This window comes from Aeromicrobium fastidiosum (genome assembly GCF_017876595.1).
In the GTDB taxonomy this organism is placed as follows: domain Bacteria; phylum Actinomycetota; class Actinomycetes; order Propionibacteriales; family Nocardioidaceae; genus Aeromicrobium; species Aeromicrobium fastidiosum.
Map to the genome: position 1 here is coordinate 3571301 of NZ_JAGIOG010000001.1, position 14704 is coordinate 3586004.

The 14704-nt window shown below is 71.6% G+C and carries 15 protein-coding genes; 11 read left to right on the forward strand and 4 right to left on the reverse strand.

Features of this window, described 5'->3' with window-relative positions; all coding sequences use genetic code 11:
* The first annotated feature begins 25 nt into the window (after nt 1–25).
* The 6 genes from JOF40_RS17745 to JOF40_RS17770 are packed head-to-tail and all read left to right on the forward strand — an operon-like array spanning nt 26 to nt 6165.
* On the forward strand, nt 26–1168 hold the full coding sequence (locus JOF40_RS17745; RefSeq protein WP_129182329.1) for a VOC family protein: 1143 nt from the start codon (nt 26–28) through the stop codon (nt 1166–1168).
* Entirely contained in the window at nt 1165–2103 is a 939-nt protein-coding gene (locus JOF40_RS17750; RefSeq protein WP_129182331.1) for a fumarylacetoacetate hydrolase family protein, read from the forward strand. Before JOF40_RS17745 ends, JOF40_RS17750 begins: the two co-directional genes overlap by 4 nt.
* Nucleotides 2104–2107: 4 nt before the next feature.
* Entirely contained in the window at nt 2108–3661 is a 1554-nt protein-coding gene (gene mhpA, locus JOF40_RS17755) for a bifunctional 3-(3-hydroxy-phenyl)propionate/3-hydroxycinnamic acid hydroxylase MhpA (protein WP_129182333.1), read from the forward strand.
* Nucleotides 3658–4839, forward strand: a complete 1182-nt coding sequence (locus tag JOF40_RS17760) for a cytochrome P450 (RefSeq protein WP_129182335.1) — start codon at nt 3658–3660, stop codon at nt 4837–4839. The genes mhpA and JOF40_RS17760 overlap by 4 nt, the downstream gene beginning before the upstream one ends.
* Before the next feature lie 13 nt (nt 4840–4852).
* Nucleotides 4853–5047, forward strand: coding sequence for a ferredoxin (locus JOF40_RS17765; protein ID WP_129182337.1), 195 nt, complete (start codon nt 4853–4855; stop codon nt 5045–5047).
* Nucleotides 5048–5049: 2 nt separating this feature from the next.
* Nucleotides 5050–6165, forward strand: coding sequence for an NAD(P)/FAD-dependent oxidoreductase (locus JOF40_RS17770; RefSeq protein ID WP_209674697.1), 1116 nt, complete (start codon nt 5050–5052; stop codon nt 6163–6165).
* Nucleotides 6166–6175: 10 nt separating this feature from the next.
* Here the strand turns inward: JOF40_RS17770 and JOF40_RS17775 are convergent, their stop codons facing one another.
* Nucleotides 6176–7339 carry a PQQ-dependent sugar dehydrogenase gene (locus JOF40_RS17775; RefSeq protein WP_129182339.1) on the reverse strand — a complete coding sequence of 388 codons (1164 nt, stop codon included), beginning with the start codon at nt 7337–7339 and terminating at the stop codon, nt 6176–6178.
* A gap of 144 nt (nt 7340–7483) precedes the next feature.
* Between JOF40_RS17775 and JOF40_RS17780 the strand changes: the two genes are divergently transcribed.
* Genes JOF40_RS17780 through JOF40_RS17790 form a run of 3 tightly spaced genes read left to right on the forward strand, consistent with a single transcriptional unit; the run spans nt 7484 to nt 10563 of the window.
* A complete protein-coding gene (locus JOF40_RS17780; RefSeq protein WP_129182341.1) occupies nt 7484–7942 on the forward strand; it encodes an NUDIX domain-containing protein in 459 nt (152 codons plus the stop codon).
* 32 nt (nt 7943–7974) lie between these two features.
* A complete protein-coding gene (locus JOF40_RS17785; protein ID WP_245343159.1) occupies nt 7975–8988 on the forward strand; it encodes a 5'-3' exonuclease in 1014 nt (337 codons plus the stop codon).
* Nucleotides 8989–8997: 9 nt separating this feature from the next.
* Complete coding sequence (locus JOF40_RS17790; protein WP_129182343.1) at nt 8998–10563, forward strand: peptide chain release factor 3; 1566 nt, start codon at nt 8998–9000, stop codon at nt 10561–10563.
* A gap of 16 nt (nt 10564–10579) precedes the next feature.
* Here JOF40_RS17790 and JOF40_RS20290 read toward each other — a convergent pair whose 3' ends face one another.
* Nucleotides 10580–11500: an AEC family transporter gene (locus tag JOF40_RS20290; protein ID WP_129182345.1), complete on the reverse strand. Its 921-nt coding sequence runs from the start codon at nt 11498–11500 to the stop codon at nt 10580–10582.
* A 52-nt stretch (nt 11501–11552) separates the two neighbouring features.
* Between JOF40_RS20290 and JOF40_RS17800 the strand changes: the two genes are divergently transcribed.
* Together JOF40_RS17800 and JOF40_RS17805 are read left to right on the forward strand one after the other, a co-directional pair.
* Nucleotides 11553–11702: a hypothetical protein gene (locus tag JOF40_RS17800; RefSeq protein WP_188111778.1), complete on the forward strand. Its 150-nt coding sequence runs from the start codon at nt 11553–11555 to the stop codon at nt 11700–11702.
* A 58-nt stretch (nt 11703–11760) separates the two neighbouring features.
* Complete coding sequence (locus tag JOF40_RS17805; RefSeq protein ID WP_129182347.1) at nt 11761–13005, forward strand: lyase family protein; 1245 nt, start codon at nt 11761–11763, stop codon at nt 13003–13005.
* Between the two features lie 7 nt (nt 13006–13012).
* Here the strand turns inward: JOF40_RS17805 and JOF40_RS17810 are convergent, their stop codons facing one another.
* Together JOF40_RS17810 and JOF40_RS17815 are read right to left on the reverse strand one after the other, a co-directional pair.
* Nucleotides 13013–13774: an RNA polymerase sigma factor gene (locus JOF40_RS17810; RefSeq protein ID WP_129182349.1), complete on the reverse strand. Its 762-nt coding sequence runs from the start codon at nt 13772–13774 to the stop codon at nt 13013–13015.
* A gap of 113 nt (nt 13775–13887) precedes the next feature.
* Nucleotides 13888–14535, reverse strand: coding sequence for an NADPH-dependent F420 reductase (locus JOF40_RS17815; RefSeq protein WP_129182352.1), 648 nt, complete (start codon nt 14533–14535; stop codon nt 13888–13890).
* Nucleotides 14536–14704 lie beyond the last annotated feature (169 nt).

Here is a 14704-nt window from a genome sequence, read left to right on the forward strand (position 1 = left end):
CTTCAGTTATAGATGAGGTGTTCACATGAGTTCGGACGTCCTGGACGACAGCCACCGCGACCTGCACAGCGAGCAGGGCGCTCTGCCCGGCGAGCACGTCGGACGAGCCTCCGACCCCGTGATCAAGGTGCACGACATCGCGTGGCTCGAGTTCGAGAAGCCCGACCTCGCCGCGGCCGAGGTGTTCGCCCACGCCTTCGGCTTCTCGACGGTCCATCGCAGCGCCGGCGAGCTCGTCCTCCGCGGCACGCTGGCCGGCCCTCCGTGCGTCATCGTCCGCAAGGGAGTTCGGTCGCGCTTCCTCGGACCCGCGTTCCGTGCCGCGGACGCCCACGACCTGCTGCGCCTCTCGTCCGCCACGGGCACCAATGTGCGCGCACTGCCCGAGCACCTCGGAGGTGTCGTCGTGGACGTCCGCGAGCCCGCCGGAGCGCTCGTGCGGGTCGTCGCCGACGTCATCGACCACCCCGAGCTGCCCAGCCAGCCCGCACACACCTACAACTTCGGCGCGGCTGAACATCCACGCATCAACGCGACCCAGCGTCCGCCCCGCGAACCCGCGCGCGTCGAACGGCTCGGGCACGTCGTGCTGCAGACCGACCGCTACCGCGCCTCCCTCGACTGGTACCTCAAGCACCTCGGGATGATCGTGAGCGACTTCCTGTTCTTCCCCGGACAGCGCGAGCGCGGACCCGCCATGAGCTTCATCCGCTGCGACCGCGGCGACACGCCCGCCGACCACCACACGCTGGCGATGACGCTGGGGCCGAGGAACCGGTACGTCCACTCGGCCTACCAGGTGGCCGACCTCGACGCCCTGGCCGCCGGCGGCGAGCACCTCAAGGAGCTCGGCTACCAGCACTCGTGGGGCATCGGCCGGCACATCCAGGGCAGCCAGATCTTCGACTACTGGCGCGACCCCGACGGCTTCCTGGTCGAGCACTTCAGCGACGGCGACCTGTTCGACGCCTCGCTCGAGCCGGGCTGGGCGCCCATGACGGCCTCGGGTCTCAACCAGTGGGGCCCGCCCGCGACCCCCGACTTCCTCGGCATCGCGCCGGGCAAGGAGCCGGCACGCGAGGCGCTCGCGATGGCGTCGTCGCTGCGTTCCGACAACGAGTTCGACCTCCACCGCCTCCTCGGCCTGCTGAAAGTTGCCCGCTCATGACCCTCTCCGTCCTCCGCACCGACGACGCCTGGTGGCTACAGCGCGCCGACGGTGCCGTGCGCATCGACACCACCGCCGCGACGACCCGTGAGCTGCTCGCCGACCGTGCCGCTGTCGAGGCTGCTCGCGACGGCGGCGATCCCGTGCCTGTGGCGGATCTCGCGCTGGTCTCCCCCGTCACGACCCCGTGCCGGGTCGTGGCTCAGATGACGAACTTCGCCTCGCACGCCAAGGACGCCAACATGGACCCGAAGGCCGTCCCGCTGACGTTCTTCCGCAAGGCGTCCGGCTCGGTCGTCGGGCCGCACGACGACATCGTGCGCCCGGCCCACGTCACGCTGCTCGACTACGAGGTCGAGATCGGCGTCGTGCTCGGCCGCGAGCTGGCCGTCGGTACGTCCGTGACCGCCGCGGACCTGCCCGAGCTGATCGCCGCGCTCGTCGTCACGAACGACATCTCGGCGCGCGACGTGCAGCTGCCCAAGACGCAGTTCTACGAGGGCAAGTCGTACCCCACGTTCACCCCCGTCGGCCCGGCCCTCGTCATCCTGGAGCCCGGTGAGCTCGACCGCTTCGCCGACCTGCGGCTGCAGCTGTGGGTCAACGGCGAGCTGCGCCAGGACCAGACCGCCGACGACATCATCTACGGGCCGCTCGAGGCACTGCAGGCACTCAGCCGCTTCCAGCACCTCGAGGCCGGCGACCTGCTGCTGACCGGCACGCCCATCGGCACCGCCCTCAGCGCACCGCCCAAGGCGATCGAGATCATCGGCTCGCTGCTCCCCGCAGCGACCAAGTGGAAGATCTTCTTCGGCAAGCAGGCCAAGAACCCGAGGTACCTGCAGGACGGCGACCTGGTGGAGACGCGCATCGCGACGGACGACGGCGCGATCGACCTGGGCCAGCAGCGCGCGTCGGTGCGCTGGACCCGGTGACGGCATGAGTCCGGACGTCTCGACCGTCCCGGTCGTCGTCGTCGGAGCCGGGCCCACCGGGACGTCAGCCGCGATCGAGCTGGGCCTGCGCGGCATCGAGTGCCTCGTGCTCGACCGCTGGGAGGACGTCTACCCCAAGCCGCGCGCGGTGCACCTCGACGACGAGGTGTACCGCATCGTCGACCGGCTCGGGGTCGGAGAGCAGTTCGCCGCCATCTCGCGACCCGGCGGCGGGCTGCGTCTCGTCGACCGGACGATGCGCATGCTCGGCGAGTTCGCCCGGGTCGGCGTGTCCGAGACGAACGGGCACCACCGCGCCAACATGTTCGACCAGCCGGACCTCGAGCGGTTGCTGCGAGCCCGGATGCACGAGCAGGCGAGCGTCTCGTTCCGCGGCGGTGTCGTCGTCGACGGCGTCGACCAGGTGTCGCCCGACCTGGTACGGGTCAGGTTCCACGATGCCGAGACCCTGACTGCGCACGCGGTCGAGACGCAGTTCGTGCTCGGGTGCGACGGTGCCAACAGCGCCGTACGCGCGGCCATCGGCTCGTCGATGATCGATCTCGGCTTCGAGCAGCGCTGGCTCGTCGTCGACGTCGCGACCACCGCCGACCTGCGACAGTGGGAGGGCGTGCACCAGGTGTGCGACACGACCCGCGCGGCCACCTACATGCGGATCGGCGAGACGCGGTACCGCTGGGAGTTCCAGCTGCACGACGACGAGACCGCCGCCGACTTCACCGACGCCCACCTCCTGGAGCCGCTGCTGCGTCCCTGGCTCGGCGACATCGGCGTCCGCGAGCTGCAGGTGCTGCGCACGGCCGAGTACACCTTCAGGGCCGCGATCGCCGACCGCTGGCGATCGGGGCGCATCTTCCTGCTCGGCGACGCGGCCCACCTCACCCCGCCGTTCATCGGTCAGGGCATGGGTGCCGGTCTCCGGGACGCCGCCAACCTGGCGTGGAAGATCGCCGGATTCCTCACCGGACGGCTCCGGGCCGACGTCCTCGACTCGTACGAGCCCGAGCGCGCCGCCCACGCGCGGGCCATGATCGTCATGGCGCGGCGCGTGGGCGTCGTCATGACCCGCGGCGGCCGGCTGGGAGACGTGCTGCGTCGGACCGTGGTGCCACTGCTCGGCGGCATACCCGTCGTCGGACAACAGGTCACCGACAGCACCACCCCTGCGCTGACTCGCTCGCCGCTCATCGACGCCGCGCGCACGGACCGACTGGCCGGGCAGCTGTGCCCCAACCCGTTGCTCGACGGCCGACGCCTCGACGACGTCCTCGACGCCGGATGGGCCCTGGTCACGACGCAGGCCGTGGCTCCCAGTGCGAGGTCGGCGCTCGACACGCTCGACTGCGTCGTCGTCGAGACCACTCCCGGCGACGAGCTGGCGACCTGGCTGGGCCGGGGCCGCGCCCTGGCCGCACTGGTGCGCCCCGACCGCACGGTGCTCGCCGCCGGGACCGATGTCACCCGGCTGTGCGCGCTCCTCGCCGCCCTCGTCTCACCCGCCCTCCTCTCCCCCGCCCACGCAGAGGCCACGTCATGACCGAGACCATCCCCACGTACGCGCAGGACGTCTACTCACGTGCCGCGATCCTCGACCCGTACCCGCACTACGAGCGGCTGCGCGAGCTCGGTCCGGTCGTGCGGCTCGCGAAGCAGAAGGCTCTCGCGGTGACCAGGTACGCCGGCTGCAAGCAGGTGCTGCTCGACGACTCGACCTTCATCTCGGGCAAGGGCGTGTCGCTCAACCCCGTCGTCAACCGGTTGAGCCGCGGCACCACGTTGAACAGCGACGGCGACGAGCACGACCGTCGACGGCGAGCGCTCGCCCACCGCCTGACGCCCAAGGCCCTGCGCTCGATGCGTGCCGAGGTCGAGCAACGGGCAGACGACGTCGTGGCGGCGGCGGTCGATCGTGGCGAGGTCGACGGCGTCGTGGACGTCGCCGAGGCCCTGCCCACCTCGTTCGTGCCCGATCTCATCGGCTGGCCGCAGGAAGGCCGCGAGAATCTGCTGCGGTGGGCCGGGGCGACGTTCGACGCGCTCGGGCCCCTCAACGCCCAAAGCGCCCGCTCGACACCGTCCGCCCTGGGCATGATGCTGTTCGCCCGATCGGTCGTGCGTCGCGGGCAGATGCTGCCCGGCTCGATGGGTGCCGACCTCATGGAGATGGTCCACAGCGGCGAGATGCGGCAGTCCGAGTGCCCTGCACTCATGATCGACTACCTCGCGCCGTCGCTCGACACGACGATCAGCGCGATCGCCAGCTCGCTGATGCTCTTCGCCCAGCACCCGGACCAGTGGGAGATGCTCAGGGCCGACCCGTCGCTGATCCCCCAGGCGGTCAACGAGGTGGTGCGCCTCGAGTCACCGCTCCGCGCGTTCTCGCGCCACGTCGCCGCCGACGTCGAGATCGACGGCGTGCCCGTCGGTGCCGGACAGCGGGTCGTCGTCTTGTACGCGTCCGCGAACCGCGACGCTCGCCGGTGGGACGAGCCGGATCGCTTCGACGTCACGCGCGATGCGACGGGGCAGCTCGGCTTCGGACAGGGCACCCACGGGTGCGCCGGCCAGGGACTCGCCCGTCTCGAGACCCAGTCGATCCTCACGGCGCTGCTGGCCCGGGTCGAACGCATCGAGCTCGCCGGCACCCCCGAGTGGGGCGTCAACAACATCATCCACAAGCTCGACCGGCTGCCCGTGCGGCTCGTCGCGGCCTGACCGAGAGGACATCATGAGGATCGTCGCCGACTACGACCGCTGCGAGGGGCACGGGCTGTGTGCCGAGCAGGCCCCCGTCGTCTTCGACCTGGACGACGAGGGCGACCTCGTGCACCACTTCGAGGGCCAGGAGCTGCCGGACGAGCTGGAGGCCGAGGGGCAGCGGGCGATCGACTCCTGCCCGGTAGCCGCGCTGCGGAAAGCGTGAGCGTGCGCAGGGTGGTGGTCGTCGGCGGGTCCACCGCCGGCTCCACCGCGATGCGCGAGCTGCGGCGGCGCGGCTTCGACGGCGAGCTCGTGCTCGTCGACCCCGCCCGCGGCACCAACCGTCCGCCGCTGTCCAAGGCCGTGCTGGCGGCCGACATGCCGGACGAGTCCGTCCTGATCGACCACTCGTCGATCGACGCGCAGCACGTGCTCGCCGCGGCCGTCGGCCTGGACACCTGCGCACGGGTCCTCACCACGGCAGACGGCGCCGAGCACCCGTACGACGCCCTCGTGATCGCCTCGGGGTCGACGGCCCGCCGCATCGCCGCTGCGGGCCAGCGCGGCGAGCTCGTCCTGCGGACGCTCGACGACGCGCGGACCCTGCGCCACCGCCTGACGTCCTCGTCGTCGGTCGTGGTCGTCGGCGGGGGCTTCCTCGGCATGGAGGTCGCGACCGCCGCTGCCACGGCCGGTGCCACGGTGACGGTCGTCGATGTCGAGCCCCCACTGCGACGGGTGCTCGGAGCGCACCTGGCCGCTGACCTCCTCGCCCGGGCCGAGGCCACGGGCGTCCGGTTCGTGCAGTCGACGGCGGTGCTCGTCGGTGAGCCCGTGACCGGCGTCGAGCTCGCCGACGGCAGCACCCTCACGGCTGACGCCGTCGTCAGCTGCGTCGGAGACATCCCGGCGACTGCATGGCTCGACGGCACCGGACTACCCACCGCCCACGGCATCGAGATCGACATGAGCGCCCGCACGTCCGTCGCCGACGTCTACGCGATCGGCGACGTCGCCGCCGTCAGGTCGGGCCACGACGTGCGACGAGCGCCCTACTGGGCCAATGCCGTCACCCAGGCGCGGGTCGCGGCCGCGGCGATCCTGGGCCAGGACGTCGAGGACCCGATCGTCGACCACTACTTCTGGACCGAGATCGCCGGCGTCTCCGTCAAGGCAGTCGGTCCGCTGCCCGTGGCGGGTGTCCCGACGACCTTCGAGGACGCGGGCGACGGGCACGGCATCTTGACCTGGGACGGCCCGACCGTGGTGGCCTACGGCGTTCGACGGTCCGTGCCGAAGTTGCGCGCGACGGCAAGGGGTCTGACCGAGGCGTCGGTGTGACGCGCTGATCTCAGGCCGGCGTCAGCCGCAGCAGTCGCCCCGACCCCGCGTCCTCGAGCAGCCAGATGGCCCCGTCGGGACCCTGCTCGACGGCGCGGATGCGCTCGCCCATCTCGAAGATCTCGTCGTCGCCCGCGGTCGTCCCGTCGAGGTCGACGTGCACGAGACCCTCTCCCGAGAGCGCGCCGAGGAAGGCGTCGCCCGTCCAGTCGGCGAACAGGTCACCGGTGTAGATCATGAGGCTGCCCGGTGAGATCGACGGCGTCCACGACGCCGTGGGAGCGACGAAGCCGTCACCGTCGGTGTGGTCGGGGATCTCGCCTCCGCCGTAGTCGCTGCCGTTGGAGGCCTCGGGCCAGCCGTAGTTGCTGCCGGCCTCCACCAGGTTGAGCTCGTCGCCGCCCTCGGGACCCATCTCGCTGGCCCACAGCGTGCCGTCCGCGGCGTGCTCGAGACCGAGGACGTTGCGGTGGCCCCAGCTCCAGATATCCGCCGCGTCGCCGCCCTCGTCGGCCAACGGGTTGCCGGGGGCGGGCTCGCCGTCGAGCGTCAAGCGGACGATCTTGCCGAGCGTCGTCGAGGTGTCCTGCGCGGGCGACTTCTTCTGGCGATCGCCCGACGAGACGAACAGATGCTCACCATCAGGGGCGACGGCGAGGCGGTGCGAGAAGTGCCCGTTGCCGGACACCTTGGGCTGTCGCCAGACGACCTCGAGGCCCTGGAGCGAGGCGCTGCCTGCCTCCGTCTCGAGGCGAGCGCGTCCCACGACGGCACCGGACACTCCCCCGTCGGCCTCGACCCAGCTCAGGTAGACCGTGCCGTCGTCCTCGAACGTCGGCCCCGTCACGATGTCGCCCAAGCCGCCCTGTCCGGCGACTGCGACGTCCGGCACGCCGTCGACCTCGACGCTGTCGCCGGAGTCGGCGTCGCGCAGGTACAGCGTGCCGCTGCGCTCGGTCACGAGCAGGTCGCCGCTGCCAGGGAGGAACGTCATGGCCCACGGGTCGTCGAAGGTGGCGACCTCCTCGATCTCGAACGGTCGGGCGTCGTCGGCGACCTGGGCCGGCACGGACGTCGACGACCCGGCGTCGTTGCGTTCGGCCTCGTCGCGTTCGGTGTCTGCGGAGCATCCCGCGAGGAGCGCTGCGGCCAGTCCCAGTCCGATGAGCCTCATGCGTCGAGTCTGGCCGGTCGGGCCAAGGCCCGCGAGTGGTGCAAACCCGGGCCCGAGCGATGCGGACTGGACAGACACGCCGTCTCACAACGTCCACAGGACAGCACTCGCGGGTTCTGGCGTGACGGCGGCTAGCCTCGAGCCATGGACGCGGACGGCTGGACCCACTGCTCGCTGGGCCACCGCCACTGGGGTCTCGTGGGCGCGGCCGGCCTGCTGGTCGTCCACGACGGTCCCGACGGGCGGCGGTTCCTGCTGCAGCACCGATCGGTCGACGTGCACCACGGAGACACCTGGGCCCTGCCCGGCGGTGCCCTCGGACACGACGAGTCCGCCGAGGACGGTGCACTCCGCGAGGCCACCGAGGAGCTCGCCGACCTGCCTGCCGGGCTCGTGCACCTGACGACGTTCGTCGACGACCATGGCGGCTGGGCCTACAGCACCGTCGTCGTCAGGTCGCCCCGCCTGTTCGCGGCCGACGACCACGGCTGGGAGACCGGCCCCGAGGGCTTCGCGTGGCTGACGGCCGACGAGATCGCGGCCGTCCCCCTCCACGCGGGGTTCGCGGCCACATGGCCCGCGGTGCTGGAGACGATCGCGTAGCCCGCTCGGCACCGCCGTAGGGTGGGCGTGCCATGCCCGACATCGACGACCGTCCCCGCCGCCTGCTGCTCGTCGTCGACGCCCCGTCGCTGTTGCACCGCAACCACCACGCCCGCGCGCACACCGGCATGACCGACCGGGCGGGACGACCGTCGTGGGCCCTGCACGGGATGCTGCGGCAGATCCTGGAGGCGATCGACGGGTTCGCGCCCGACGCCGTGATCTTCGGCCTCGACGACCGGCTCGCGTCCGAGCGGGCCGCCTTCTACCCCGCCTACAAGGCAGGCCGCGCCGAGAAGGACGCCGACCTGGTCGAGCAGCTCGATCGCGCAGGCGCCCTGCTCGACGCCCTCGGCCTCGCGACCCTCACTCCCCCGGGGCTCGAGGCGGACGACGTCAGCGCCTCGGGTGCCCGCTGGGCCGTCGACCACGGCTGGAGCTGCGTCATCATCACGTCCGACCGCGACGCGTTCGCGCACATCAGCGACCACACGCAGGTGCTCCGGCTCATCAACGGCGGCATCAGCGGCTCGCCGCTGCTGACCCCCGCACGCCTGCTTGCGATGTACGGCGTCGCAGCCGAGCACTACCTCGACTTCGCGGCGCTGCGCGGCGACGCCAGCGACAACCTGCCGGGCGTCAAGGGCCTCGGCGAGAAGACCGCCGCGACGTTGCTGACCCAGGTGGGTCCCATGCGGTCGGTGTGGGCCGACATCGACCAGAACGAGGGACGCGGTGTCGCCGCCACGCTCGACTCGTGGGCAGCCGAGACGGGTGCCCGCAGGCTCGGGGCCACGGTCGTCCGCCGCCTCACCGAACCCGAAGCTCGCGAGCGCTTCGACTTCAACGTGCGCATCATGTCGGGCCGCGACGACCTCGACCTGGGGCTGACGCCCGACGTGCCGGGGACGCCCGGCCTGCTGCCGCTCGACGCCGAGCGGATCAACCGGGTCGTGGGCTATCTCGACGTCGAGGCGACGACCTCGCTCGCCGTCCGCGTGCTCAGCACCGACCCGGCCTCGTCCGCATCGCGCCACAGCCGGTAAATTCACCCGGTGACCGACAACCGTCCCCGCCGCACCTTCGCCGTCATCAGCCACCCCGACGCCGGCAAGTCCACGTTGACCGAGGCGCTCGCGCTGCACGCCCGGGTGCTGACCGAGGCCGGCGCCGTCCACGGCAAGGGCAACCGCCGGGCCACGGTCTCCGACTGGATGGCGATGGAGAAGTCGCGCGGCATCTCGATCACGTCGGCGGCCCTGCAGTTCGACTACCGCGACCACGTCGTCAACCTCGTCGACACCCCGGGCCACAGCGACTTCTCGGAGGACACCTACCGCGTGCTGTCGGCGGTCGACTCCGCGGTGATGCTGGTCGACGCGGGCAAGGGGCTCGAGCCGCAGACGCTCAAGCTGTTCCGGGTGTGCGCCCTGCGCGGCATCCCCGTCATCACCGTCATCAACAAGTGGGACCGCCCCGGCCTGTCTCCGCTCGGCCTGATGGACGAGATCGAGCAGCAGATCAAGCTGCGTCCCACTCCCCTGACCTGGCCCGTCGGCGAGGCCGGCGACTTCCGCGGCGTCCTCGACCGCCGGTCGGGTGAGTTCGTCAAGTACACCCGCACGGCAGGCGGCGCGACCCGCGCGCCCGAGCGGCGCATGTCGGCCGCCGAGGTCGAGGACGTCGATGCGGCAGCGTGGTCGGCGGCCAGCGACGAGCACGAGCTGCTGACGCTCGACGACGCCGATCACGACCAGGAGCGGTTCCTCGCCGGCGAGACGACGCCGGTCATGTTCGCCTCGGCGCTGCAGAACTTCGGCGTCGCGCAGCTGCTCGACCTGCTGCTCGAGCTGGCCCCCGGACCGTCCGCGACCGCCGGGGTCGACGGCACCGTGCGCAGCGTCGACGACGACTTCAGCGCCTTCGTCTTCAAGGTGCAGTCGGGCATGAACAGCTCGCACCGCGACCGCATGGCCTACGCCCGCGTCGTGTCGGGGACGTTCGAACGCGGCATGGTCGTCACGCACGCCTCGACCGGCCGCCCGTTCGCGACGAAGTACGCCCAGGCCCTGTTCGGCCGCGAGACCACGTCGGTCGAGACCGCTGCCCCCGGCGACATCATCGGCTTCGTGAACGCCCAGGCCCTGCGGGTCGGCGACACGGTCTACGACGGCCCGCCGATCGACTACCCGCCCGTGCCGAGCTTCGCCCCCGAGCACTTCATGGCCGTCAGCGCGCGCGACATCGGCCGCTACAAGCAGTTCCGCCGCGGCATCGAGCAGCTCGACCAGGAAGGTGTCGTGCAGGTGCTCCGCTCGGAGCTGCGCGGCGACCAGGCCCCCGTGCTGGCCGCGGTCGGTCCGCTGCAGTTCGAGGTCGTCGAGGAGCGGATGACCAACGAGTTCACCTCGCCCATCCGCCTGACCCGGCTCGACTACCAGCTGGCCCGCCGCACTGACGCCGAGGGCGCGCAGCAGCTGAGCGGCCTGCGCGGCGTCGAGGTGCTGCAGCGCACCGACGGCACGTACATGGCGCTGTTCACCGACAAGTGGCGCGCCAAGAACGTGGCACGCGAGCTGCCGGACGTCCGCCTCGACGAGCTGCCCGCCGGCGGCGACTGACCCTCGGCACTCCGGCTCAGACGATGAGGGCCGTGATGACCATGACGGCCGGCACCGAGGCCAGGGTGCTGACGAAGATCGCGTCCCGGGCGAGCAGCGACGCTCGGTCGTAGCGCGAGGCGATGACGAAGACGTTCTGTGCCGTCGGCAGTGCCGACAGCACCGTCACGGCGAGCAGGGCCGGGGTGTCGAGGTCGAGCGCGAAGCGGCCGACCAGGTAGGCGACGAGCGGCTGGACGACCAGCTTGAGGCCCACGACGAGACCCAGCTGTCCCGGCGGGACACCTCGCCCGGGCAGTGGCCCGAGCCGCAGCGCCACGCCGTACGCCAGCAGCATCGACGGGACCGCCATGCCGCCGACCAGCTCCAACGGGTCGTGCACCACACGGGGCAGGTTGGTGCCGGTCAGCGCCAGGACGAGCCCGACGAACGAGCCGATCGTGATGGGGTTCTTGACCGGACGCATCACGATGCTGCCCCACGAGAGTCGCGTCTGGCTGGTGTCGACGTCGAGCAGCACGAGCGCCAACGGCTGCAGCACGAGCAGCTGCATCAGGATCACCGGCGCGACCAGTGCCGGATCGCCCAGCACGTAGGCGGCGATCGGCAGGCCGAGGTTGCCGGCGTTGACGTAGGCCGCGCACATCGTCCCGACGACCGTCGACCCCAGGGGCTCGTGCCGGATCACGGCGACCACCACGAACACCAAGCCAGTGACGACCACGCCCGCCACCGTCGCGAGCAGCGCGCCCGAGAAGATCTCGCCCACGTCGCTGTCCTCCAGCACCGTGACGAGCAGGGCCGGGCTGGCGACGAAGAACGCGAGCGTGGACAGCGTCCGCTGGCCGGCGAGGTCGATGACGCCGAGGTGGGCCAGCAGGATGCCGAGCACGATGAGGGTGCCGATCGTGGCGAACCCCTCGAACACCCCGGTCACGGCGACCACCCTAGTTCGGCACCGACGAGCGGCACCTGGCTAGGGTGCCTGGATGCTGCTCGCACTCCTCGGTGCCCTCCTCGTCGGTGCCGCCGTCGTCGTGCTGCTGCCCACCGACCGCCTGCCTCCGTGGCTCAGGCTCTACCTCGGGGTCTCCCTGGTCTGCGCAACGCTGGCTGCGGCGGTCTTCCTGCTGTTCTGAGCGCAGCCGACCGGCATCCTCGTGGCACGGCGCCGACCGCGGACGGCAGACTGCACCCATGACCGATCTGTTCTGGCCCGGTGACGAACGCGCCGGCGAGCTCATGTCCGAGGCCGCCCTGCTGGAGGCGATGGTGCGGGTCGAGGCCGCCTGGCTCGACGCCCTCGTCGACGCCGGTCTCGCTCCCGCGGCCGGCGACAGCGACCTCACCGCGGTCGTGACCGCCGCCGACGTCGACGTCCTGGCCCGGGCGGCCGAGAGCGGAGGCAACCCGGTCATCCCGCTCGTGCAGATGCTGCGGTCCCGGGTCGGCATCGACGCCGCCCGCTGGCTGCACCGCGGCCTGACGAGCCAGGACGTGCTCGACACGGCGCTGGTGCTGGCGGTGCGCGACGTGCTCGACCGACTGCTGGACGAGCTGCGATCCCAGGTAATCGCCCTGTCGATCCTCGCCGAACGGCACGCCGCCACGCCGATGGTCGGCCGCACCCTCACCCAGCACGCCGTGCCGACGACGTTCGGCGCCGTTGCTGCGGCCTGGCTCGACGGCATCATCGACGCCGCCGAGCTCGTCGTCGACGCGCGCACCCTGCTGCCGGCGCAGCTGGGCGGTGCGGTCGGCACCTTGGCGGCGACGACCGAGCTGGCGGCCCTGCGGGAGCTGCCCGATCCGGCGTTCGTGGCCTCGGAGGTCGCGACGATCGCGGGCGAGACCCTCGGTCTGCGCGTGCACCGCCCGTGGCACACCGCGCGGGTGCCCCTCACCCGCACGGCCGACGCGCTCGTGACCTGCACCGACGCGTGGGGCCACGTCGCCACCGACGTCGCGACGCTGTCGCGCACCGAGATCGCCGAGCTGGCCGAGCCCGCGGGCACCGGACGTGGCGGCTCGTCGACGATGCCCCACAAGCACAATCCCGTGCTGTCGGTGCTCGTGCGCCGGGCAGCGCTCGCCGCTCCGGCCCTGGGCTCGACGATGCACCTGGCCTCGGCCCTGACCGGCGACCAACGCCCCGACGGTGCCTGGCACACCGAGTGGTCGACGCTGCGCACGCTGGGCCGGCGTGCCGTGGTGGCGGCGTCGCAGACCACCGAGCTGCTGCAGGGCCTGCACGTCGACGCCGAGCGCATGGCCGCGACCCTCGCCTCATCCGCGGAGGACGTGGTTGCTGAGCGGCTAGGCGTCGCGGAGCTGCTCGACGCCCCGTTCGACCCCGATCCGGCGACCTACCTCGGCATCACGATCGATCTCGTCGCCGGTGCCGTCGAGCGCGGGCACACCTTCCTGGAGGAGAACGCCTGACCACGCATCAGCCGATCGCGGAGGCGTCCTCGGCCAGCTCGAGGTAGACCGACATGCACGGGCTGCACGTCGCGAGGTGCGAGTGGACGCGCTCCTGGTCACGGACGCTCGCGGTGCGTCGCAGCACCGCCACGAACAGGGATCGGACCTCGGCGTGCGCGGTGCCCTCAGCGGCGTCATCGGTCTTGACGTGCTGCCGCAGGTAGGCGTCGCGAAGGCCCGCACGGGCGCGGTAGACGAGGGCCGAGACGCTGTTGGGGCTCAGCTCGAGCGAGGTGGCCACGTCCTGCGGCTTGTAGCCGTCGACGTCGAGCGCCCACAGCACGTCACGCCAGCGTTCGGGCAGCGACTCGTAGGCCGCACGGACGGTCTCGCGCTCGAAGGCGTCGAGCCGGCCGGCCCCGAACGCGACGGGTGAGTCGATCTGCGCGTCGTCGTCGGTGGGCCGGGTCCGCTTCTCCTGCTTGGCCCGGGCACCCGACTCGTGGCGGATCGTCGTGAACAGGTAGGCACGGAACGACTCCGACGGTCCCTTGCCCCGCTGGAGCAGGTCGAGGACCCTCGCAAAGGCCTCGTTCACGACGTCCTCGGCCTCCTCACGCCGTCCCAGGTGCCTGGCCAGACGGAACGCGCTGTACTCGTAGCGCCGGTAGAGCTCGGCATAGGCCTCGTCGCTGCCGGCCCTGGTGCGCAGGATGAGCGCGGCGTCGTCGTCCTCGGGTCGCTTCGCATCGTCGTGGGTGGGCAGGTGGGCGGCGTTGCCGTGCATGCGTCCTTCTCCTGGTGGTCCGTCCCCCGACGGTGATCGAAGTGTAACTTTCAACTACCTTACGGGTTCGACGCCACCGCTGCCCGCGACGGGTCGTGACCGCGTGACGCTGCTCACATGTCGCTGTAGCGGACAGATTCGGACGCCTTCTTCCGCAGCTCGTCGGCCGTCAGGTGGTCGACGTAGGCCGCGGTGTCGCGCTGGGTGCGCCATCCCTCCGACAGCGGCCCGAGGTCGACCGCGTCGAAGCCGATCGCGTCGATGAACGCCGTGACCGTCGCCTTCGCCACAGCGTCGTCACCGGCGATCGCGAGCCCCTTGCGCCCGGCGCTCCCGGCCGGCTGCGCGTACTCGGCGATGTGCTCGAAGTAGATGTGGTTGAACGCCTTGACGACCGACGACGTCGGCAGGTGCGCCTGCAGCAGCTCCGAGACCGTCGTCGACTCGTCGTCGAGCACGGCGATCTGACCGTCGCGCTGCGGGTAGTAGTTGTTGGTGTCGATCACGGTCTTGCCGGCCAGCTGCTCGACCGGGATCGTCGGGATCGCGGCCAGCGGCACCGTCACGACGGCGAGGTCGGCCGCTTCGGCCGCCTCGGCGGGTGTCGCGGCGCGCGCCCGCGGCCCCAGCTCGGCCACGAGGTCTGCCAGCGTCTCGGGACCGCGCGAGTTGCTCAGCACGACGTCCCAGCCCTGCTTGATCGCTGCCCGCGCCAACGAGCTGCCGATGTTGCCTGCTCCGATGAGTCCCAGTGTGGTCATGCCCGGTGTCGTCATGAAGAGGGCAACCTCGCCCCCTGACGGCCTATTCCTGCACCCGTCACGGACGGCTGCCGGTGGCGCTAGGATGGGCTCAGCTCGTGGCCGCCCTATCTAGCGGTCGCGGACTCGACGTCCCCGGCCGCACCAACGGCGCGGGGACACCTTGCTT